24 protein-coding genes are annotated in these 21,123 nt (G+C 68.7%); 12 read left to right on the top strand and 12 right to left on the bottom strand.

Annotation, left to right across the window (positions count from 1 at the left end; genetic code table 11):
- Window positions 1-10 precede the first annotated feature (10 nt).
- The 3 genes from NOW55_RS05465 to NOW55_RS05455 are packed head-to-tail and all read left to right on the top strand — an operon-like array spanning window position 11 to window position 1,876.
- Entirely contained in the window at window positions 11-907 is an 897-nt protein-coding gene (locus NOW55_RS05465; protein WP_256399076.1) for a sugar nucleotide-binding protein, read from the top strand.
- 40 nt (window positions 908-947) lie between these two features.
- On the top strand, window positions 948-1,634 hold the full coding sequence (locus NOW55_RS05460) for an MBL fold metallo-hydrolase (protein WP_256399075.1): 687 nt from the start codon (window positions 948-950) through the stop codon (window positions 1,632-1,634).
- A gap of 2 nt (window positions 1,635-1,636) precedes the next feature.
- Window positions 1,637-1,876 carry a hypothetical protein gene (locus tag NOW55_RS05455; protein WP_256399074.1) on the top strand — a complete coding sequence of 80 codons (240 nt, stop codon included), beginning with the start codon at window positions 1,637-1,639 and terminating at the stop codon, window positions 1,874-1,876.
- A 76-nt stretch (window positions 1,877-1,952) separates the two neighbouring features.
- Here the strand turns inward: NOW55_RS05455 and NOW55_RS05450 are convergent, their stop codons facing one another.
- From NOW55_RS05450 to NOW55_RS05420, 7 genes are all read right to left on the bottom strand, one after another.
- Entirely contained in the window at window positions 1,953-2,219 is a 267-nt protein-coding gene (locus NOW55_RS05450; RefSeq protein WP_256399073.1) for an elongation factor 1-beta, read from the bottom strand.
- A gap of 2 nt (window positions 2,220-2,221) precedes the next feature.
- Complete coding sequence (locus NOW55_RS05445; RefSeq protein ID WP_089731760.1) at window positions 2,222-2,401, bottom strand: HVO_2753 family zinc finger protein; 180 nt, start codon at window positions 2,399-2,401, stop codon at window positions 2,222-2,224.
- Between the two features lie 45 nt (window positions 2,402-2,446).
- Window positions 2,447-3,706, bottom strand: coding sequence for a tripartite tricarboxylate transporter permease (locus NOW55_RS05440; RefSeq protein WP_256399072.1), 1,260 nt, complete (start codon window positions 3,704-3,706; stop codon window positions 2,447-2,449).
- Window positions 3,707-3,817: 111 nt separating this feature from the next.
- Window positions 3,818-4,174 carry a 50S ribosomal protein P1 gene (gene rpl12p / locus NOW55_RS05435; protein WP_256399071.1) on the bottom strand — a complete coding sequence of 119 codons (357 nt, stop codon included), beginning with the start codon at window positions 4,172-4,174 and terminating at the stop codon, window positions 3,818-3,820.
- Window positions 4,175-4,179: 5 nt separating this feature from the next.
- Window positions 4,180-5,229 (bottom strand): 50S ribosomal protein L10, encoded by a 1,050-nt coding sequence (locus NOW55_RS05430; protein WP_256399070.1) that lies wholly within the window; start codon window positions 5,227-5,229, stop codon window positions 4,180-4,182.
- Window positions 5,229-5,870: a 50S ribosomal protein L1 gene (locus tag NOW55_RS05425; protein ID WP_256399069.1), complete on the bottom strand. Its 642-nt coding sequence runs from the start codon at window positions 5,868-5,870 to the stop codon at window positions 5,229-5,231. Before NOW55_RS05425 ends, NOW55_RS05430 begins: the two co-directional genes overlap by 1 nt.
- Before the next feature lie 329 nt (window positions 5,871-6,199).
- Entirely contained in the window at window positions 6,200-6,688 is a 489-nt protein-coding gene (locus tag NOW55_RS05420; protein ID WP_256399068.1) for a 50S ribosomal protein L11, read from the bottom strand.
- Window positions 6,689-6,843: 155 nt separating this feature from the next.
- On the opposite strand from NOW55_RS05420, the gene NOW55_RS05415 reads away from it, so the two are divergent.
- Window positions 6,844-7,431, top strand: a complete 588-nt coding sequence (locus NOW55_RS05415; protein WP_256399067.1) for a hypothetical protein — start codon at window positions 6,844-6,846, stop codon at window positions 7,429-7,431.
- Between the two features lie 4 nt (window positions 7,432-7,435).
- Here NOW55_RS05415 and cutA read toward each other — a convergent pair whose 3' ends face one another.
- The 3 genes from cutA to NOW55_RS05400 form a co-directional block, all read right to left on the bottom strand.
- On the bottom strand, window positions 7,436-7,750 hold the full coding sequence (gene cutA / locus NOW55_RS05410; RefSeq protein ID WP_256399066.1) for a divalent-cation tolerance protein CutA: 315 nt from the start codon (window positions 7,748-7,750) through the stop codon (window positions 7,436-7,438).
- Window positions 7,751-7,804: 54 nt separating this feature from the next.
- Entirely contained in the window at window positions 7,805-8,380 is a 576-nt protein-coding gene (locus NOW55_RS05405; RefSeq protein WP_256399065.1) for an Ig-like domain-containing protein, read from the bottom strand.
- A gap of 71 nt (window positions 8,381-8,451) precedes the next feature.
- Window positions 8,452-8,616 (bottom strand): HEWD family protein, encoded by a 165-nt coding sequence (locus tag NOW55_RS05400; protein ID WP_256399063.1) that lies wholly within the window; start codon window positions 8,614-8,616, stop codon window positions 8,452-8,454.
- Window positions 8,617-8,715: 99 nt separating this feature from the next.
- Between NOW55_RS05400 and NOW55_RS05395 the strand changes: the two genes are divergently transcribed.
- The 4 genes from NOW55_RS05395 (at window position 8,716) to NOW55_RS05380 (ending at window position 14,772) form a co-directional block, all read left to right on the top strand.
- Entirely contained in the window at window positions 8,716-9,039 is a 324-nt protein-coding gene (locus NOW55_RS05395; RefSeq protein WP_256399062.1) for an EthD family reductase, read from the top strand.
- Window positions 9,036-10,721, top strand: a complete 1,686-nt coding sequence (locus tag NOW55_RS05390; RefSeq protein ID WP_256399061.1) for a thiamine pyrophosphate-binding protein — start codon at window positions 9,036-9,038, stop codon at window positions 10,719-10,721. The genes NOW55_RS05395 and NOW55_RS05390 overlap by 4 nt, the downstream gene beginning before the upstream one ends.
- Window positions 10,722-10,806: 85 nt before the next feature.
- The gene (locus NOW55_RS05385; protein ID WP_256399060.1) at window positions 10,807-11,778 is read left to right on the top strand and encodes an NAD-dependent epimerase/dehydratase family protein; all 972 of its coding nucleotides are present in this window, start codon (window positions 10,807-10,809) and stop codon (window positions 11,776-11,778) included.
- 78 nt (window positions 11,779-11,856) lie between these two features.
- A complete protein-coding gene (locus NOW55_RS05380) occupies window positions 11,857-14,772 on the top strand; it encodes a disk-shape morphogenesis protein volactin (protein WP_256399059.1) in 2,916 nt (971 codons plus the stop codon).
- A gap of 13 nt (window positions 14,773-14,785) precedes the next feature.
- Here the strand turns inward: NOW55_RS05380 and NOW55_RS05375 are convergent, their stop codons facing one another.
- Window positions 14,786-15,385 carry an HD domain-containing protein gene (locus NOW55_RS05375; protein WP_256399058.1) on the bottom strand — a complete coding sequence of 200 codons (600 nt, stop codon included), beginning with the start codon at window positions 15,383-15,385 and terminating at the stop codon, window positions 14,786-14,788.
- Window position 15,386: 1 nt separating this feature from the next.
- Window positions 15,387-16,121, bottom strand: a complete 735-nt coding sequence (locus NOW55_RS05370; RefSeq protein ID WP_256399057.1) for an EthD domain-containing protein — start codon at window positions 16,119-16,121, stop codon at window positions 15,387-15,389.
- 178 nt (window positions 16,122-16,299) lie between these two features.
- On the opposite strand from NOW55_RS05370, the gene NOW55_RS05365 reads away from it, so the two are divergent.
- From NOW55_RS05365 to NOW55_RS05350, 4 genes are read left to right on the top strand one after another with little or no spacing between them, the layout of a single operon-like run.
- Window positions 16,300-17,586: an ABC transporter substrate-binding protein gene (locus NOW55_RS05365; RefSeq protein WP_256399056.1), complete on the top strand. Its 1,287-nt coding sequence runs from the start codon at window positions 16,300-16,302 to the stop codon at window positions 17,584-17,586.
- Between the two features lies 1 nt (window position 17,587).
- Window positions 17,588-19,612, top strand: a complete 2,025-nt coding sequence (locus NOW55_RS05360) for an ABC transporter permease (RefSeq protein ID WP_256399055.1) — start codon at window positions 17,588-17,590, stop codon at window positions 19,610-19,612.
- On the top strand, window positions 19,612-20,406 hold the full coding sequence (locus NOW55_RS05355) for an ABC transporter ATP-binding protein (protein ID WP_256399054.1): 795 nt from the start codon (window positions 19,612-19,614) through the stop codon (window positions 20,404-20,406). The genes NOW55_RS05360 and NOW55_RS05355 overlap by 1 nt, the downstream gene beginning before the upstream one ends.
- Window positions 20,403-21,122, top strand: coding sequence for an ABC transporter ATP-binding protein (locus NOW55_RS05350; protein ID WP_256399053.1), 720 nt, complete (start codon window positions 20,403-20,405; stop codon window positions 21,120-21,122). Before NOW55_RS05355 ends, NOW55_RS05350 begins: the two co-directional genes overlap by 4 nt.
- Window position 21,123: the final 1 nt, after the last annotated feature.

The raw sequence follows: 21,123 nt of genomic DNA, 5'->3' as shown, positions 1-21,123 counted from the left end.
TCCCCTACCGATGCCCTCCACCGACCCCGACACGCTCGTCGTCGGCGCGACCGGCTTCCTCGGGAGTGCCGTTGCCGCGACGTTCGCGGCGGACGGCGTGGCGGTCGCGGGGACCGGCCGGACTCCGACTGAGATAGACCCCTGGGCCAGCCACGCCTTCGACTTCTTCGCCGACGACCCGGCGAGACTCCTCGGCCGAACCGACCCGGACCTCGTCGTGTTCGCGGCGGCCGTCGAACTCGGGCAGGACGGGCACCCGATGTCGGTCTACCGCGACGCAGTCGACCAGTTCACCGACGCCGTCGCCGACCACGGCTCTCGACTCCTGTACGTCTCCAGTGACGCCGTGTTCGACGGTGCGGATGACCAGTACGCCCACGACGACGACCGGTCCCCCGTCTCCGACTACGGCCGCCGCCTCGTCGCCTTCGAAGACCGCGTCGCCGAGACGTGCCCGGACGCCTGCATCGTCCGCCCGAGCTACCTCTACGGCGTCGGACCGACGGGCCTCGACCACCGACTCGCTGCGGCGCGCGATGCACTCGCCGCGGGCGAATCCTACCCGCGATTCACCGACATGTACCGGAGTCCCGTCGCCGTCGACGAGGCGGCCCGTGCGGTCGTCGACATCGCCCGTGAATCCGCCACCGGTGTCGTCCACCTCGGTGGCCCCCGGACCAGCGTGTTCGAGTTCCACAGCGACGCGCTCGCCGCGCTGGGCGTCGACACGACCGGCCTCGTCGGCGAACCGATGACCGGCGACCACCCACGGGACCGCTCGCTCGACTGCGCGCGACTCGCCGACCTGCTCGGCTGGCACCCGGCTCCAGCTCCCGACGCGCTGGTCGGTGTCGGCCTGACCGACGGCGAGCCCGACACCGAGGTTGCCTTCGAACCGCGCGCGTAGCGACACAACGGCTATCCTGCTCGCGGTCGCAGAGTGAAGCATGACTCCCGATGGCGTCCACACGCTCACGTTCGAGTTCGCGTTCGGTGGCCGGGAGCTCACCGTCCATCCGACCGCCGTGGAGACGGACCACGGCGTCGTCCTGCTGGACGTGGGTCTGCCCGGCGCGACGGACCAGCTCCGCGACGCGCTCGCCGATGCCGGGCTCGCGCTCGACGACGTCTCGCTGGTGTTGCTCACCCACCACGACGGCGACCACGCCGCCGGGCTCGCCGAACTGGAGGGGGAGACGCCGCTCATCGTCGCCACGCACGAGGACGAGGCACCCTACGTCGACGGCCGCCGCCACCCCGCCAAGGCCGACCCCGACGACGACCGATACCCGCCGGTGACGGTCGACCTCGAACTCACCGGCGGTGAGACGTTCCACACCGTCGCCGGGCCGATGTGGGTCGTCGAGACCCCCGGCCACTCGCCCGGCCACGTCTCGCTGTACTTCCCCGACCACGGCTTCCTCGTCGCTGGCGACGCCATGACGAACGACAACCAGGGTCCGGACGACTTTGGCGGCCCCAAACCGCACTTCACGCCCGAGATGGACCGGGCCGTCGGGTCCGTCGGCCGACTCGCCGAACTCGACGTCGAGACAACGCACTGCTACCACGGCGGCACCGCCGACGCGGGCACGGACGACATCGCCGCTGTCTACGAGGCGCTACGGGGCTGACCGTGTCGGACTCCCCATCCTCCGAACCGGAAGGTATCGTCGACGAGGTGGTCGACCCACGGCTGTTCCTGTTCGTCGTCACCATCGCCGGCGTCTCCGTCACGGCGGACTACCTCGGAGTCGGCGTCCTCGGCGTCGAGACACTCGAAGAGGCGATGACGACGTTCCTCGTCATGACCGTCGGTTCCTACGTGGGCGTCGTCGTCATCGACGTCGGCTGGAGCCGTCTCTTCGGGAGCTGACGCTCGGCGGCGCAGTCGCTACGGGAGCGACCGAACGGTCACCGCGCGGTGACCAGAAATCGCGGTCGGACCGGACTCAGATCCGGCCGACGTTCTCGACGGAGACGGACTCGACGCCCTCGACCCCGGTGAAGGCCTCCTCGACGGCCTCCGTGCCACCGGCGTCGTCGGGGACGATGACGGTCGGGAACAGCGCGACGAGACCGAACGCGACGTCCTTGCGCTCGACGCCGTTGATCTTCGCGCCCTCCGGCAGGGAGTTCTCCAGACGCTCCTGGAGCTCGTCCAGGTCGATGTCCGGGCTGTTCGGCATGACCTTGATCTTGGCTGCGACCTTCCCCATGGTTACGGCCCCTCGAACCCGCAGTCGGGACAGTTGTACAGGTTGCTCTGCTTGCGGCACTTCGCGCAGCGGTAGATCTGCGCACCACAGTCCGGGCACTTGAACGCGGCTGCGTTCGTCCCGGAGATGTTGATCCCACAGGAGACGCAGGTGCGCCGGGCGCGTTGGTTCGACTCGCTCATACCGCAGGTTTCCCGCCCGTCGGTTTTAACGGTTGTCTTTCGACCCTACACTGCCAGCGGCACGAGGAGCACGCCCATGCAGTACACCCGGCGCGTGCGGAGCCGAACGGGCACCAGTCCGACGAGGGTCGCAGCGGCGAACAGCACCACGCCGACGAGGCCCGCGAACGCCACCGAGAGCACTACGAGCAGGCCGAGTGCGGCGACTGCGAGCCGACGCGGGTCGAGCCGTCCGACGACGGTCAGGTAGCGGTCGCCGACCGTGACGACGAGTACGGCCCCCGCTGCCCCAGCGACGACGACCGCCGCCAGCGCGACCGGGAGCGACGGGATGCCGCCCACCCGGTCGACGGCCACCAGCACGCCGGTTCTGGGAGAGCCCAGCGCGACGAGGGCGAACAGCGCGAAGACGCCGTTCGCCGTGTTGACACCGCTGGTCGCGACGACGTACCCCCGGTCGCCGGTGTCCGACGGGAGGCCCGCGAGCGCGGCCGTCGCCGCGATGGCGCTCGACACGCCGGGCAGATACCCCACGGCTCCGCCGGCGAGTGCGCCCGTCCCGGCCGCGACGCCGACCGAGCGTCGGTCGACGAGCAGCCGTGGATCGGCCTGCGTCGGGACGCCACCGCCGTCCATCGCGTCGAGCAGCACCGGCGCGCCGAACAGGCCCGCGAACAGCGGTGTGAGCACGCTCGCCGGGAGCGGGGCACCCGGCTCTATCGGGAGCGCGACCGCCCCGAGCGCGCCCGAGAGGCAGAGGACGACGACCCCCGCCAGACGTGGCCACCACGATGGCTCGACGGCGAGTGTCAGGACCACGACCCCCGCGAGCACCAGTGAGAGGTGCGCGAGCAGTGTGGGGTACACGGCGGTCATAAATTCGGTCAGGGGGAGCGCGAGCGGGACCGCCAGCACGAGCGCGGTTCCGCTCCCGAGTGCGGACAGTCGGAGTGCCTCCCGGCCCCGGCCGCCGAGGACGAGGCGATGTCCCGGCAGCGCCGACGCCGCCATCGCCGCGTCGGGGACCCCGAGCGCGAGCGCCGGAACCACGTCGAGGAAGGTGTGGACCACGCCTGCGGCGAGCATCGCCGCGACGACGCAGGAAGGGGGTGCCGGAACCGACGGCGCTACCGCTGCCAGCACCAGCGCGAAGTTGTTGGCGTGCAGCCCCGGCGTCAGCCCGCTCGCCGTGCCGAGGCAGACCCCGGCAAAGACGTACGCCAGCAGGCGCACGTCGGCGAGGGCGTCGGCAGTGGCGAGCGGTGCGGTCGGAACGACCGCGCCTGCCGAGAGGGACGGCTCCATCGCCGAGTCTGGAGCCGTGCTCCTATATGAACGTCAGCGTGGGGCGATCGCGACAGCCCTCGCTCCCGTTCGGCTGCGTCGAAAGAAAGCTCGATTGGTGTGGCGTGACGTTCAGCCGAAGAGGCCGCCGAGACCCTCGGCACCCTCGTCGGAGACGTCGTCGTCGTCATCGTCGTCGTCCGTCGTGTCCGGCACGTCGGAGACCTCTTCCTCCTCGTCCTCGTCGCCACCCTCGTCGCCGCCCTCGTCAGCCGGGGCAGCGCCGCCCGCGGCTGCGCCGCCGGCGGGGACTGCGGCCGCCTCCGAGACGGCCTCGTCGATGTCGACGTCCTCGAGCGCTGCGACGAGCGCCTTGACGCGCGACTCCTCGACGTCGACGCCCGCTGCGTCGAGCACTGCGGTGAGGTTCTCTTCGTTGATCTCTTCGCCCGATTCGTTCAGGATGAGTGCTGCGTAAACGTACTCCATTGTAATTATCCGAACATGTTTCCGAGGCCTGCCGCGCCGTCCTCGTCGTCGCCGTCGTCTTCGTCGGCGTCGTCGGCGTCAGCTTCCTCGGTGGTGTCTTGGTCGTCGTCCGATTCGTCTTCGGCTTCGGTCTCCGCCTCCTCGGTGGCCGCAGGCACGTCGATGTCCTGCAGCTCCTCCGGAAGCGCCTCGGGGTCGTCGAACGCCGCCGCGAGCGCGCGGACCTGCCCGTCGGCCTTGCGGACGAGGTCGTCCACGAGCTCCGGGCTCTCGACGGAGGCGTGCAGGCCGAGGCTCTTCGCCTCGCCCGTCGCCTTCGCGATGAGCGTCGGCACGGTGGCCGTCGTCGGGTAGGACGCGTTGACGGAGAGGTTCCGTGCGCGAGCAGCCGCCGTGGCCACGTCGCTGCGGTAGGCCTCGATGTCGATGTCGAGGTCCTCCGGGTCGAACATGACGCCCTCGGAGTAGACGGCGCGCAGGTCGAGCCCGACCTCCTTCGGCTCGATGCCGAGTTCGCTCAGTACGTTCGCGAGCCCCTCCGAGACCTCCTCGCCAGCGCTCAGAACGTTCGAGTCCTCCGTGACGTGGATGGACCCGTCCATGATGCGTGCCGCCGCACCGACCTGCTGGAGTTCGCCCACGAACGGCCCGGGGTCGACACCGGTGTCGCCCTCGGGAATGACGATGTCGTTCGGCGCGACTTCGCCTGCGTTGATGGGTGCGGGGGTCTTCGAGGCTTCGAGCACCTTGTACAGCGCGAACGGGTTGTCGTCCGTGCCGATGAGGCCGACCTGGCCCTCGATGTGCTCGGCGAGGCCCTCGATACCCTCGTCGACCTCGTCGAGCGCGCGCTCGAGGAGCGTGTTCCGGCTCATCCGGAGCTTCGTGTCCGGGTAGAGGTCGGCGCGCATCGCCTGCAGCTGTCGGCTCGGGATGCCCGCGACGTTGACGACGCCGACGCTCTGGAAGGACTCGATCATCTCGACCAGCTCGTCGACCTCCTCGACCTTCCACTGCGGAAGGTTCTCGGTCTTGCGCTCTGCTCCGGCGCTCATCAGGCGCTCACCTCCACGGACGGCCCCATCGTGGTCTTCACGTAGATGGAGTCGATGTTGAGGGGCCCCTTCTCGAGGTTGGCCTCCAGCCGCCGGATGATGACGTCGATGTTGTCGGCGATCTGGTCCGCATCCATGTCCTCTGCACCGACACGGGTGTGGAACGTCCGCCGGTCACGGCTCCGGAGCTGGACGGTGTTCTTCATGCGGTTGACGGTCTCCACGACGTCCTCGTCGAGGCCGAGCGGTGTCGGCATCTTCCCTCGCGGACCGAGGATGGTCCCGAGGTGACGAGCGACGTCCTGCATCATGTCCTCCTCTGCGATGAAGAAGTCTGTTTTGTCGGCGAGGTCCTTCGCGTCGTCGTCGTCACCGCCCAGGTCCGCCAGACCGTCGCCGCCGAACACTTCGTCGGCGACGTCTTCGGCTCGGAGGGCGGTTTCGCCCTCGGCGAAGACTACGATCTGGGTTTCCTGACCGGTGCCCGACGGCAACACGACGGACTCGTCGATACGTTTCGACGGGTCGTTGAGGTCAAGGTCGCGCAGGTTGATCGCGAGATCGACCGTTTCGCGGAAGTTCCGCTGCGGGCCGTCCTCGAGTGCGCGAGAGACTGCTGTGACTATATCCTGGTCTGCCATCGTTCACCTCCGTAGTACGCGTAGTGCTCCTACGGGTCAGTGAAACAGGCGAAGCCTGTCTCACGTAGGCCGTGACGGAGTGCAAACTTAAAGCCGTCGAACCAGTTTTCGGTGATTCCGGGCAGTTTACAGCCGAACCGCCGGGGCACAGAACACCGACTCGGAGCTCGAACCAGCGCGCGGTTCACGGAGCAGCCGTTCGTGCGCGGAGAGTGTGAAAAGACGAACAGCGTGAGGCTTTTCGAGCGTTCGCTTCGGCAGCCGCGCTACGCTGCGGCTTCCTCGGCGCGTGGCGTCACTCGCCACGCTCGTGCCGCCCGATTCGCGGCCTACGCTGACGCTTCGGCCGCGAACACGTCGTCGTACTCGCCGTCGTCGATGCGCTGCTTGAACTCGCGCGGGTTCTCGCCCTCGATGGTGACACCGAGCGAGGTGCAGGTGCCGACGACCTCCTTCGCGGCGTTCTTCAGGTCGTACGAGAGCAGGTCGGGGTGCTTCTGGTCGGCGATCTGCTTGACCTGGTCGACGGTGAGGTCGGCGACGAAGTTCTCCTGGGGTTCGCCGCTGCCGGTGTCGAAGCCGGCCTCGTCCTTGATCAGCTCCGCCGTCGGCGGGACGCCGACCTCGATGGTGAAGGAGCCGTCGTCGTCGTACTCCACGGTGACGGGCACTTCCGTGCCGTCGAACGCGGCGGTCTCCTCGTTGATCTGACTTACGACTGCCTGCACGTCGACGGGTGTCGGACCGAGCTCGGGACCGAGCGGCGGGCCAGGGTTGGCCTGGCCACCCGGAACGAGCACTTCGATGGTTCCAGCCATGCGTGAACGAATCCGTGCGCGAGTTTTAAGGATTGTCTTTCGACGCCGGGTGTGTCGCGCTATCACGACACGCCCGCGGAGGCCCATCACGGTTTCGTGATTGACAAGTGTTATATGAAGGTGGCTCTTGAGAGAGTGGAAACTGGTACTCTCACATGAAACTGGCAACAGACCCCACTCCGAACGAACGAGACGCAGCGATCAGCACCCAGTCCGGCCGGACCCTCCGCCCGTTCGACCCCGACCCCGAGGCCGTCGACCTGGCGGACCTCGCCCACGGCACGGCGAACGTCTGCCGCGCCGCCGGGCAGTCGCGGTTCTTCTACAGCGTGGCCCTCCACTCCCTCTACGTCAGCCGCGAACTGGACCGCGCCGGTGAGGACGAGCGGACGCAGCTCTACGGCCTGCTCCACGACGCCAGCGAGGCGTACGTCGCGGACGTGCCCGGCCCGCTGAAGACGCACCTCCCGAACTACAAGCGCGCCGAGGAGCGCGTGCAGGACGCCATCTGGCAGGCGTTCGAGGTCGAGCCGCCGACCGAGGAGGCGTGGGCGGCGGTCAAGCGCGCGGACGGCCGGCTCCAGCGCTACGAGCTGCCCGTGCTCATCCCCTCGCAGGAGTGGGAGGGCGACCGGCCCGCGCTCGGCTACGACCTCCGGCTCGACGCGACCGACGACGTGCCGGCCCTGTTCGAGTCCCGCGCGACGGCACTCGTTGAAGCGACCACCGCAGTGCGGCCGTAGACACTCAGTTCTCTCCGGTCTCGACGGCCGAATCGAGCCACTCCTCGAACGGTTCCGTGGCGTCGGCCACGTCGAACCGCTCGACCGCCGGCACGTCGTAGGGATGCAGCTCCTCGACGCGCGCCATCAGCTCGTCGCAGGCCTCGTCGGTCGTCTTCGCGAGCAGTACCTCCTCGTCGTCGTCGTGGACCTCGTCCTCCCAGCGGTACGTCGAGCGACAGCGGACGCGGTTGACGCAGGCCGCGAGACGCTCCTCGACGAGCTGGCTGGCGAGGTCCGCTGCCGCATCGGGTGGCGCGGTGATGTAGACGGTCGGCATACCCGTGCCTGCGCGGGCCTGGGCAAAAACGACAGGGGGTGGGCAGATCGAGTGTCAGGTGCTCGTCGTGCCGTCTCCGTCCTCGACCCTGAAGGGCTCCGCGGGTCCCGCCGACGCGGCCGTGCCGGCGACGATGGCGTCGCACTCGTCCACGACGAACGAGAACCCGTCGTCGTCGCCGTCGTCGCCGCCGACGCGGAGGCTCGCGTTCCGGGAGTGGCCGTCGTTCGGGCAGGACTGGGTCAGCCAGTCGTACGTCGCGGTGGCGTCGGACGGGAGCGTCGCGGTCACCGCGTACTCGCCGTCCCAGCCGGCGACGTCCTCGAACTCGGCGGCCTGACCGTCGTCGAGCTCGTAGGTCCCCGAGACGACGGTCTCGTCGGTGTCGCTGCGGACGAGTTCCACGTGGATGCGCAGTGTCTCCTCGCGGAGGTTCGCGAGGTAGAGGTCGTGGGGCGTGTTCACGCCGCCGGACGTGGTCCCGTCGTCGGGGGTCGTCCCGTCGGTCGGCGTGTCGTCGGTGTCGTCGTCGGCAGGGACGTCGGTGCCATCGTCGTCCAGCACTCCGGTACAGCCGGCGAGCGAGGCCGAGGCCGCACCGACGGTCGCGAGGAGGACGCGTCGCTTCATGCTCGGACGGACGACAGGAGAACATAACGGTCTTCTGCTAGCTGAAATCGGGATTTCAGCCCGTTCGGCTACTACGCGACGGGGTTGAACGTGCCGTTGATGTCCCACTCGTGGATGCAGAACCGTTCGCCAACCTCGCCGTCGGCCACGCGCCAGGATTCGGCGTCTTCGTCCCAGCGCTCCTGACGGCCACACCGCTCGCAGGTCCGGGCAGTCGGTCGCTTCAGTTCCGTCATAGCTTGCAGTGAGACCCCGAGATACAAAAGCTCACGCGCCCCCGGCAGGTTTCCCCCACCGGTAGACCCAAGGGAGGCCCGAGCGTCGTTCCGACCGTTATGGTGAAGCTCGTCAACCTCCTCGTCAGGCAGGACGATCTGTCACACGAGGAGTTCGTGGAGTACTGGTACGAGGAACACGTTCCGCTGGCCAAGCAGCTGCCCCACGCGAACAAGTACGCGACGAGCGTGCCGACCGCCCCCGAGCGCAGCGAGTACGACGGCATCGTCGAGCTGTACTTCGACGACATGAGCGACCTGCAGGCCGCCTTCGAGTCCGAGGTCGGCCAGGAGGTCCAGGCCGATCTGGCGAACTTCGCGAAGCCCGACGCCGGGCCGACGCTGTACGTCGACGAGACCGTCCAGATGGACGGGGACGCATGAACACGGCCGAACGAGTCGTCGAGACGCTCTCCGCCCTCGGCACCGAGTACGTGTTCGGCTATCCCGGCGGCCGCGTCATCGAGGTGTTCGAGACGCTCGCCGACCACGACGAGATACAGGTCGTCCGTCCACGCGACGAGCGCGAGGCGAGCGTGATGGCCGAGTCCTACGGCCGCATGACCGGCCAGCCCGGCGTCCTCGCCGGCCAGGGCCCGTGGATCGGCAGCCTCGGCAACATGGGCCAGATGGAGGCCAGGCTCGCCTCCTCACCGATGGTCGCCATCACGGAGGCCAGCGAGCGCGGGGACTACTCCACACTCGCGCCCTACCAGCAGTCACGCGGCGACTACGGCGGGCTCGCGCTGCCGAAGATCCTCGACGGTGTCACCAAGGAGTGGTGGTTCCCGCGGAGCCCGACCGAGACGGTCCGTTCGACCCAGCTGGCGTTCAAGCACGCGACCGCCGGCCGGCCCGGGCCGACCGCGGTCATCCTCGACGGCGACGCCGTCAGCGAGGAGTTCCCCGAGGACGCCATCCCGCCGGTCTGGGACGACGAGCGCCAGGTCAGGAACTGGCAAGCACAGCCGACCGACGACGACCTTGCCGACGCCGTCGAGGCCCTCGAATCGGCGGAGCGACCGGTCATCATCTCGGGCAACGGCGTGCACGCCGCGGACGCCTACGACGAACTGCAGGCCGTCGCCGACGCGTACGACGCGGTCGTCGCGACCTCGTACCTCGGGAAGTCGACGATCCCGGAGACCCACGGGCGCGCATCCGGCGTCATCGGCTCGTTCGGCCACGAGGGCGCGAACCAGGTCGTCAGCGAGGCCGACACGCTCCTGGTCGTCGGCTGCCGGATGAACCCGATGGACACCAACTGGCAGGCTGCCTCGTTCATCCGCCCGGACGAGCAGACCATCGTCCACGCCGACATCGACACCAGGAACGCCGGCTGGGTCTACCCGGCCGACGTGGGCCTCATCGGCGACGCAGCCGAGTCCCTCGCCGCGCTCGCCGACGCCGGCGGCAGCGAGAACGGCTGGGCGAAGGCGCGCGCCGCGGAGGCCCGCGAGGACTTCGCCGTGCCCGAGTGCGAGTCCGACGCGACGCCCATCATGCCCCAGCGGGCGTGCAAGGCCATCGAGAGCGTCGTCGACTCCGATACGGTGGTCACCGCGGACTCCGGCAACAACCGGTTCTGGCTGCTCAACTACCTGCAGACGCCCGACACGGAGACGTACTACGGCTCCGGGGGCGTCGGCGGCATGGGCTGGGCGGCACCGGCGGCGGTCACCGCCGCCCTGCTCGGGAAGGACGCCATCGCCGTCGCCGGCGACGGCGGCTTCACGATGACGATGACCGCGGTCGAGACGGCCGTCGACCACGGCGTCGCGCCGACGTTCGTGATACTCAACGACACCTCCCTCGGGATGGTCCGGCAGATGGACGACTCCATCCCGGGCGTCGAGTTCCACGACACCGACTTCGTGAAGGTGGCGGAGGCACTCGGCGGAGAGGGGCACCGCATCACCGACCCCGACGACCTCGAACCGACGCTCGGGGCTGCCAAGGAGAACGACGTGCCGACGGTGCTCGACGTGCGCATCGACCGCGAGCCGGACATGGCGGAGACGCTCCAGTCGTCGTTCTACGCCGAGGTCGGCGGGCTGCACGAGTAGGACGTCGCTTGGTACCGACACCCACGTCACGCGGGGTCGAACCGCGACGAGAACCTTTTTCGGCGCGCTCGCTGAACCGTGACCCATGGCAGCCAACACTGTTCTCGTCACCGGTGGCACGGGATTCATCGGTTCGTACGTCGCGAAGGACCTGCTCGAACACGGGCACGACGTGGTCGCGTACGACCTGTCGACGGACCCGCGCATCCTCGAGAAGCTCGGCATCGCCGACGACGTGGAGATCCGCCGCGGCGACGTGAGCGACCCGACGGACGTCGTCAACGCCATCGCCGAGACGGATACCACGCACATCGTCCACCTGGCCGCATTGCTGACGAACACGGCGGAGTCGAACCCCCGGGCGGCGATGCAGGTCAACATCGAGGGGACGAACAACATCTTCGAGGCCGCCCGAACACTCGACGACCAGGTCGAGCGCGTCGCGTGGGCCTCCTCCGCCGCGGTGTACGCCCCGCCGACGAACTACGACGACGGCGGCGACTGGTGGGTCACCGAGGACGACCTCGTCTACCCGGATACGCTCTATGGCGCGACGAAGGAGTACAACGAGCACCAGGCCCGCGTCTACAACGAGGAGTTCGGCGTCGACCACGTCGCCCTCCGACCGACGGTCGCCTACGGCCCGTACCGCGAGACCGGCGGGAGCGCGTTCCTGGCGAACATCATCGAGAAGCCCGCCGTCGGCGAATCCTTCAGCGTCGAGTACGGCGACCAGGAGATCGACTGGCAGCACGTCGAGGACATCGCACAGGCGTTCCGGCTGGCCGCCTTCACGCCGGAGGAAGAGCTCAGCCAGCGCGTCTACAACGTCCGCGGCGAGCTCGCGTCCATCCGCGAGGCCGCCGCGACGGTCGAGGGGATCGTGCCCGACGCCGACATCGAGGTGAGCGACGAGGGCGAACTGCCGTGGACCCAGCGCCTCGACATGACCGCGTTCCAGGAAGACACCGGCTACGAGGTGGAGTACGACCTCGAATCCGGCTTCCGCAAGTACATCGACGTCCTCCGCGAGGAGGCCGGCCTGGAGCCGCTGTAACGCCGAACCGCGACGCTCGTTTCTCGTTCGGTCACAACGACCAATACCTTCCCCCGTCAACCGCCCGGGTAGACGGACATGGTCACAGGACTAGATTTCTGCACGGACCGACTCCGCGTCGCCACGGGCGACCCGGACGACCCGACACTCGCCGACGCGCTGACGCTCGTCGCGACGGTCGACGTGGACGTACTCGCCGACGCCGGCCTCGACGTTGACGACCTCGCACACGTCGAGCACGGCAGCGACCTCCTGGTCGTCGGCGACGATGCGGAACGCGTCGCCGAGGCGACCCGCGCGACCGCCGAACCACTGTTCGCCCGCGACGTGCTCGCCGCCCGCGACGGCGCGGACGAGGCGCTGGCGGCGCTCGTGGACTCAGTGGCCCCCGACGACAGGGGGCGTGCCTGCTACACCTCGCCGGGCACGGTCGTCGACGCCGACCTGCCGACCGACGCGCACCGCGAGGCCGTCGCCGACGCGCTCGAATCGGCGGGCTTCGACGCGACGCCCATCCACACCGGACTGGCGACCCTCTACGGCGCGGCCGACGACGACGGCTACACCGGCCTCGGCGTGGCCGTCCGCCCGGAGTCGACCGCGGTCTGTCTCTCCTACTACGGCGTCCCCGTCGTCGCCTTTTCCCTCCCGACCGGCACGGAGGACCTCGTCGAGCGAGCCGCCGACACGGCCGACGCGGGCGAGAGCGACGTCCGGGTCGCGCTCTCGGCGTTCTCGCTCGGCCCCGACACCGCGGCAGGCGGCGTCGAGGGCGCGCTCGCCGAGGCGTTCGACGGGCTCGTCGCCGATCTGCTCGGCACGCTCTCGCGCGAAGCCGACGAGGGCGACGTTCGTCCGGGCGTCGCCGCGCCGGTCGTGCTCGCCGGCGAGGGCGCAGTGCCGGGCCTCGAACTCCTCCTCGGCGGCCGGCTCGACGACGCCGACGTGCCGGTGTCCGTGTCGTCGGTCCGACGGGCGGAGGACCCGGTCGCGTGCCCGGCCCGCGGGGCGCTCGCCGCTGCGGAGGCCGACGTGGACGCCTACGAGGCGGTTGCCTGGTCTGACGCCGCCGGAAGCGAGGACGACGGAGGGTCGACCACGGGTTCCGCATCGGTGTCGGCCGCCGTCGGAGCGTCGACAACCCCCGCAGAGAAATCGCCTTCCGACGGGGGTGTCGGCGGGCGGAGCTCGGACAACGACTCCGCGAACCGCGCCATCGACCAGATGTTCGAGCGGCTCGGCCAGCGCGACGACGAGCTCGACGAGGTCCAGGTCGCGGTCGAGGACCTGTCCGGGCGCGTCGATGACCTCCGTAGGGAGGCCGCCCTCGCGACCGACCTGGAAGCGGTGGCCGACCAGCTGGACGATGTCGCCGCGGACCTCTCCGCGCTGGACGAGACGGCCGCCACCGCGGCCGACCTCGAAGCGGTGGCCGACCGCGTGGGCGACCTCTCGGGGGACCTCGACGAGGCGACCGACAGCATCGACGACGCGGTCGACCGGGTCGGCGACCTCGAACGGCGGACGAACCTGAACGGCTCGCTGCTGGAGGACCTCCGCGACGACCTCGACGGGGCGGGCGAGGACCTGTCCGCGCTGGCCGACCGGCTCGACGCCCTCGACGAGCGTGCTGTCGACACGGAGACCCACGACGCGCTCGAATCGCGGGTCGACGAGGTCGCGGCCGACCTGGACGGGCTCGGTGCGGAGGTCGACACCGTCGGCGACGAGCTCGCGGAGCTCCGGCTCGACCTGACGGCCGACCTCGACGCCGTCGAGGACGCGCTCGATGCGACGGGCGAGGACCTGGCCGCCCTGCGTGAGGAGAGTGCCGAGGGCGAGCGCGTGGACGACCTCGCTGACCGACTCGACGACCTGGACGGGTCGCTCGCCGACCTGAGGGCCGACCTCGACGGGCGTGTGGACGACCGATTCGGCGACCTGGACGAACGTGTAGACGACGTCTCGGAGCGCGTCGAGGCGGTCGACGACCGCGCGGCCGACGCCGACCGCCTCGACTCGGTGACCACCTCGCTGGAGTGGGTCGAGGCCAGCCTCGGCGACCTCGACACCACCGTCCAGTCGGTCGACGAGCGCGTCGAAACCGCCGAGGAGGACGTGTCTGCCGTCGGGGAGCGCGTCGAGAAGGTCGAGGACGAGGTGAGCGGCGTCGGGGACGACCTGGTGACGGTCCGGGAACAGGTCGCCGGCGTCGACGACAGACTCGACGAAGCCGAGACCGACGTGCAGTCGGTCGAATCCCGGGTTGTGGATGTGGACGACCGCGTCGACGAGCTCGATTCGGACCACGGCGAGCTGTCGGGGCGCGTCGACGGTCTCGCAGACCGGGTGGACGACATCGCCGACCACGACGCGGCGAGCACCGAAGACCTCGCCGCGCTCCGGGCCGAGCTGAGCGACCAGCACGAGGCCGTCGACGAGGTGGAGTCGGAGCTCTCGGACGTCCGGTCGGACGCCGACAGGGTGGACGACCGCGTCGAATCCGTGGCTGGCGAGGTGGAGTCCGTCGCCGACGAGGTGGAGTCCGTCGCCGACGATGTGGAGACGGTCGCGGCGGAGTCGGTCGACGCGACGGCACACGAGTCGCTCGCGGAACAGGTGGGCGACGTGCAGGACCGGGTGGACGGGCTCGTCGACGAGGTCGAGGACGCCGGAGACGACGAGCTGGCCGAGCAGGCTGGCGAACTCGAGGAACGTGTCGAGGGCCTCGACGAGCGGGTCGACGAGCTGGCGGCACTCTCGGACCGGCTTGACGCGGTCGAGGAACGTATCGCCTCGGACGGAGACGGGTCGGGGGCGGACGCGGAGCCGGACGGTGACGGGCGGTCGCCCGCCGTCTCCGCGGGCATCGTCTCCGGGGCCGCTACCGCGGGACTCGTCGGGCTGGCCGGTGCGCTCACGACTCCGTTGGGTGGCGGCCTGTTCGGCCTCGTGATCGTCGTCGTGGTCGGCGTGGCCGCCCTGTTGCGCTAGTCGGCCGTCCGTCTCAGTCCTGGGTCTGGCTGTACTGGTCGACCCACTCCTTGAGGGTGATGCCCATCGCGGACTGGGTGATGGCGTTCGAGGACGCCGAATTGGCGCTCTTGACGAGTTCGGCCTCCATCGTGCGCGCCGGTACCTCGCCGAGGAAGTGCGGGATGGCCCGCTGCACGTCGAGCGGACAGCCGACCTCGTGGGCGAGCGCGTAGCCGGAGATGGAGTGGGGGATCTCCTCGCTGGCGTAGTGCTCGCGGTCGGGCTCGTCGAGCAGTTCGGCGTCGACGAAGTCGACGTACTCGTAGGCTTTACCGACGTCGTGGAGGAGGCAGGCGGCGACGACGACGTCCACGTCGGGGTCGGCTCCGTGGAACTCGCGCTGTATCTCGGCGGACTCGATGGCGATCTTGGTCACCCCGCGGACGTGCTCGACGTTGGAGACCTCGTGGATGTTCCACGCGTAGGGAATGTCCGCGATGTCATGCCAGCCGCCACGTTCGAGTCCCAGTACCCACGCCTCGACGACCTGCTCGCGGAGCTCGTCGTCCGCGATGTGTTCGAGTTCGGGGTAGGCGTCCCGGACCTGTGCCTCGTAGTCCGCCCCGGCCATCTCAGTACCCCTCGACGTCCCCGATGTCGTTCTTCTGGAGCTTCTCCTGGCCGATGAACCGGGGGCGCTCCTCGATGGCGAGGAAGTTGTCGACGTCCGCGCGAGCCTTGGCTGCGATCTCCTTCGTCGGGTCGTAGTCGCGCGAACCTTCGCTGCCGAGCGCTTCGTGGAGGTCGTCCAGTGTCTCGAAGTAGAGCTCTGCGACGCCGTCGAACTCGGCGTTCTCGGGGTCGGTCGGGTAGACCGTCTGGTAGCGGACGACGCCCTCGATGTCCTTCGCCAGCGGCGAGTGGTTGCTCTCCCAGTAGTCGCGGAACTCGTCGTGAGTCATGCCGTCCTTGCGCACGAGGAACGCGCTGTGCTTGTAGAGGCCGTCGGTGTCGCCGTCGACCTCGTCCTTCCAGACCTTCTCCTCGCCGATGAAGCGCGGTCGACGGTCGATGTCGAGGAAGTTGTTCACGTCCTCGCGGGCTGCCGCGGCGACTTCGCGCGTCGGATCGTAGTCCCGGCTGCCCTCACTACCGAGTGCTTCGTGCAGGTCGTCCAGCGTCTCGAAGTAGAGTTCGGCGATGCCGTCGAACTCTGCGTGCTCGGGGTCGGTGGGGTACACCGTCTGGTAGCGGACGACGCCCTCGATGTCCTTCGCCAGCGGCGAGTGGTTGTGCTGCCAGTAGTCCATGAACTCGTCGTGGCTCATCCCCTCCTTCCGCACGAGCAGTGCGACGTGCTTGTACATACGTGCGGTCTACTCGGCACCGGGCATAAAACTAGAGGACACAACTCCCCCCGTCATATTTTCGCGTTTCTCCGTGACGGAATCGGGATTGCGGCATCGAAAAGCGATTTGTACTTCATAAATACCCCGGACATGTGCGGGCGAACTGATTTAGGGTCTATTTAATAATTGTTCATGCATGGCACGGGGTACCAGTAATCGCAAGCAGCGCACCAGTAATAAAGGGGAGTCGAGTGGATTCGGTTCCCGTCGTAACTTCCTTCGAGCAACGGCTGGGGCGAGCGCCCTCGGACTCGCCGGGTGTCTCGACAACATCGGTGGTGGTGGTGGTGGCAGTTCCGAAACAGTCACCTATGGCGTCGTCAGCCCGATGTCCGGCGCGTACAGCAGTCTCGCGCCCGGACAGCGGTACGGGGCACGGCTCGCCATCGAGACGCTCCAGGAGGACGACGATTTCGACTTCGAGATCGAGGGCGTCTACGCGGACGGCCAGACGGAAGACACCGCGTCCGTCCAGGCTGCCGAACGACTCGTGCAGCAGGAGGACGCGAACTTCATCATGGGCTGTATCTCCAGCTCGGTCGCGCTGTCGATGAACGAGTTCGCGGCCCAGGAGGAGGTCATCTACAATCCGGGCGCGGCGGCGGTCCCCATCACGGGGAGCGGGTGTAACCAGTACGTGTTCCGGACGGAGACGAACACGGCGCAGATCGCCGAGGCGGTCTCCGAGTACACGGTCAACAACCTCGGGAACGACGTCTGGTTCCACATCGCCGACTACGCCTACGGGACCTCGGTCCAGAACCGCGTGACCCGGCGGATGGAGCAGGCGAACTCGGATCTGAACATCGTCGGACAGACCGCCTCCCAGCTCGGGTCGTCCAACTTCGACACGTACATCAGCGAGATCGACAACTCCGACGCCGAGGTCGTCATCGTCGGCATGACCGGCGGCGACCTCATCAACTTCACCGCCCAGGCCGTCGAGGCTGGCATCACGGAGGACAGGGAGATCATGGCCCCGACGATGACGTTCCAGGTCGTCCGGGGGGCGCTCGGCCCGGCCGCGTACGGGCTGTACGGTGGGGTTCGCTACATCGCCGACCTCGACAACCCGCAGAACAACGAGTTCGTCGAGGCGTACATGAACATGGACGAGACCGAGGCCCCGCCGGACAACTTCGCCCGCGTCGGCTACCAGTCCATCATGATGACCGCGGAGGGCATCAAGGAGGCCGGCTCGACCAACGTCGACGACGTCATCGACGCGCTGGAGGGGCTGGAGATGGACTCCATCCTCGGTCCCAACCAGTTCCGGGCCTGCGACCACCAGGCGCTCAACCCGACGTGGATGGGCCAGTGTGTCGAGCCGGAATCCGGGGAGATGGCGGACGTAGAGCTCCTCTCGAAGGTCGAGGGCTCCGACGCGATGATTCCCTGCGACGAGACCGAGTGCTCACTGTAAGATGGTAGCGCTGCAAGCAGTGTCGGGGGCTGCCTTCCTCGATCAGCTCATCAACGGGCTGACGATCGGGATGGTGTACGTCCTCCTCGCGGCAGGCCTGTCCATCATCTTCGGCGTGATGGACGTCATCAACTTCGCCCACGGCGAGCTGCTGGCCCTGGGTGCGTACCTTGGGGTCGCAATCACGACCGCCGGTATCGGCAACTTCTGGATCGCGCTGCTGGTGGCCCCGCTTGCGGTCGCGGTGCTCGGCGGGGCGCTCGAGCGACTGACCATCCGCCCGCTGTACGGCAGGGACCCGCTGTACCACATCCTGCTGACGTTCGGGCTCGTGCTCATCTTCGTCGACGCCATCGAGCTGGTGTGGGGGACACAGCCGCTCAGACCGATCGACACCGGTGTGCTCTCGGGAACCATCTCGATACTCGGCTTCCAGAAGACACTGTACAGCTACTTCGTCATCCTGATGGGCTCGGTCGTCGCCGGTGGAGCGTGGCTGATGCTCGAACGGACCCGGTTCGGACTCGTCGTCCGTGCAGGCTCGATGGACCGCGACATGGTCCGTCACCTCGGCATCGACATCGACCGCTACTACACGCTCGTGTTCGCGTTCGGCGCGTTCCTCGCCGCGTTCGGCGGGGTCGTCCTCGCCGGCCGGCAGTCCGTCGGCCCCGGCATGGGCGGCTCGGTCATCATCCCGGCGTTCATCGTCGTCGTGCTCGGCGGCCTCGGGAGCTTCCGGGGCGCGGTCGTCGGCGGTCTGCTCGTCGGCGTCGTCCAGGTGCTCGTCCAGTGGCAGGTCCCCTTCCTGGAGGGACTCGTCGTCTTCCTGCTGATGATCGGCGTCCTGCTCGTGCGGCCGCAGGGGCTGTTCGGCAGCCCGGAGTGGCACGACCCCGGCGAAGGGGGTGAGCTGCTCACCGCCGCCGGGAGCGGCGTCCTGAGCGGCAGACAACGCAGACTCATCGGGGGCGGTGTGGTCGCGCTACTCGCCATCGCCCCGCTCGGCATCGGCGTGCTCTACGGGTCGTACGCCGTGAACACCATCATCGTGGACATCCTCATCTGGGGGCTGTTCGCGCTGAGTCTGGACCTCGTGATGGGCTACACCGGCCTCGTCTCGCTCGGGCACGTCCTGTTCTACGGGCTCGGGGCGTACGCGACGGTCCTGTTCGCGCTGTACCTGGTGCCATCGATCTGGCTGGCGCTGCTGGCCGGCATCCTCGTCGCGTCGCTCATCGCCTGGGTCGTCGGCTACCTCTCGATCCGGGTCTCCGGCGTCTACTTCGCGATGATCACGCTCGCGTTCGCCGAGCTGTTCGCGAGCCTGGCGCTGAAGATGCCGAGCCTGCGCCGCCAGTTCAACCCGGCGATCAGCTCGCTCGGGCTCCCGACGGTTCCGCCGCTGACCAACGGCGAGGACGGCATCGGCTCCGGCGGGTTCTACTACCTGCTCGACTCGGGGCCGGAGTTCGGCGACGTCGCCCTGCTCGGCGAGATACACCTGTACTACTACGTCATCGTCGCGCTCGTCGTCGGCTCCTACCTCGTCTCCCGCCGGCTCATCGACGCGCCGTTCGGGAGCGTCCTGCAGGCGATCCGCGAGTCCGAACAGCGCGCGTCGTTCCTCGGCTACGACACGACGATGTACAAGCGCCGTGCGTTCGTCGTCAGCGGCGCGCTCGCCGGGCTGGCCGGCGGGCTGCGTGCGACGCAGAACCTCGGGCGTGCCTCGCCCGGCTTCCTCGACTGGCTGCTGTCGGGCGAGGTCATCGTCATGACCCTGCTCGGCGGCATGGGCACGCTGTACGGCCCGATGGTCGGGGCGGCGGGCTACCTCTCGCTGGAGGAACTGCTGCTCAGCAACGGTATCGAGCAGTGGCAGGGCGTGCTCGGCATCGTGTTCGTCCTGTTCGTCCTGTTCGTCCCGCGTGGCATCGTCTCCATCCCGGCGCTGGTGCAGGCACGGACGACCGCTCAGTCCGACGCACCGCCCGAGGACGACTCGACGGAGGTGAAGGACTGATGGCGACCACCGACGACGCACCGACGTTCGGGAGCGGCGAGGTGGTGCTGGAGACGAAGGGACTGACCCGTCGCTTCGGCGAGCTCGTCGCCGTGGACTCCCTCGACATCGAGGTCGAGCGCGGCGAGTTCCGGAGCATCATCGGCCCGAACGGTGCCGGGAAGACGACCCTGTTCAACCTCATCTCGGGCGCGCTGCTGCCGAGCGATGGATCAGTCATCTTCGACGGCGAGGACGTCTCCCGGCTGCGTCCGCACGAGCGCGTCCACAAGGGCATCGGTCGATCGTTCCAGATCACGAACGTCTTCGGCGGGCTCACCGTGCGCGAGAACGTCAGACTCGCCGCACAGGCGGTCCTCCAGGGCCGCTCGCCGGTCGACAACGCGTTCCGTCACAAGGACTCGTTCGACGACCTGAACGGGCGGACCGACGACGTGCTCTCCCGCATCGAACTCGGCGACCGGGACGGCGAGCGGGCGTCCACCCTGGCCTACGGCGACCGCCGTCGGCTGGAGATCGGCCTCGTGCTGGCGACGGACCCACAGCTCGTCATGCTGGACGAGCCGACCGCCGGCATGAGCGCCGAGGAGACCCGCAACACGATGGAGCTCATCGGCGACGTGCTCGGCGACCGGACGGTACTGCTCATCGAACACGACATCGAACTCGTCATGAACGCGTCCGACCGCATCACGGTGCTGAACCGCGGCGAAGAGCTGGCGACCGGGCCACCGGAGGCCGTCGCCGAGAACGAGCAGGTCCAGCAGGCCTACCTCGGCGGTGGTGTGCTGTGAGCCTGCTCGAACTGGACGACGTCCACGGGGGCTACGGCGAGACGGAGGTGCTCTCCGGCGTCACGATGGACGTCGAGGAGGGCGAGGTCGTCACGCTCGTCGGCCGCAACGGCGTCGGCAAGACGACGACGCTCCGGAGCATCGTCGGCGTGGTCCAGCCGACCGCCGGCGAGATACGCTTCCGGGGCGAGGACATCACGGAGTCGTCGTCGGAGGCGGTCGCGCGCGACGGCATCGGCTTCGTCCCGGAGGAACGGCGCGTCTTCCCTGGGCTCACGGTCACGGAGAACCTGAAGATGGGCCGGTTCGGCGGCGCGGACACCGCCCATCGACGCAGCGTCGAGGACATCTGGGAGCTCGACGCCTTCGAGAACCTCCGCGAGCGCAAGCACAGCCGGGGGACCGACCTCTCCGGCGGCGAACAGCAGATGCTCGCCATCGCGCGAGCGCTGGTCGCCGGAGCGGACCTGCTCCTGCTGGACGAGCCGACGGAGGGGCTCGCGCCCATCATCGTCGAGCGCGTCGCCGACCTCGTCAGGGAGCTCAACGAGGAGGGCATCACAGTCCTGCTCGTCGAGCAGAACGTGGCCGTCGCCTCCGCGCTGGCGGACCGCGTCTACATCCTCGACAAGGGCACCATCGTCTACGAGGGCACGCCGGAGGAGCTGGATGCGGACGAGGAGGTTCGAGACAGACACCTCGGCGTCAGCATGTGAC

The sequence above is a fragment of the Haloarchaeobius litoreus genome (genome assembly GCF_024495425.1).
Taxonomy (GTDB): domain Archaea; phylum Halobacteriota; class Halobacteria; order Halobacteriales; family Natrialbaceae; genus Haloarchaeobius; species Haloarchaeobius litoreus.
Note: the sequence above shows the minus strand (reverse complement) of the source record. Positions and strands in the feature narration are given on the sequence as shown.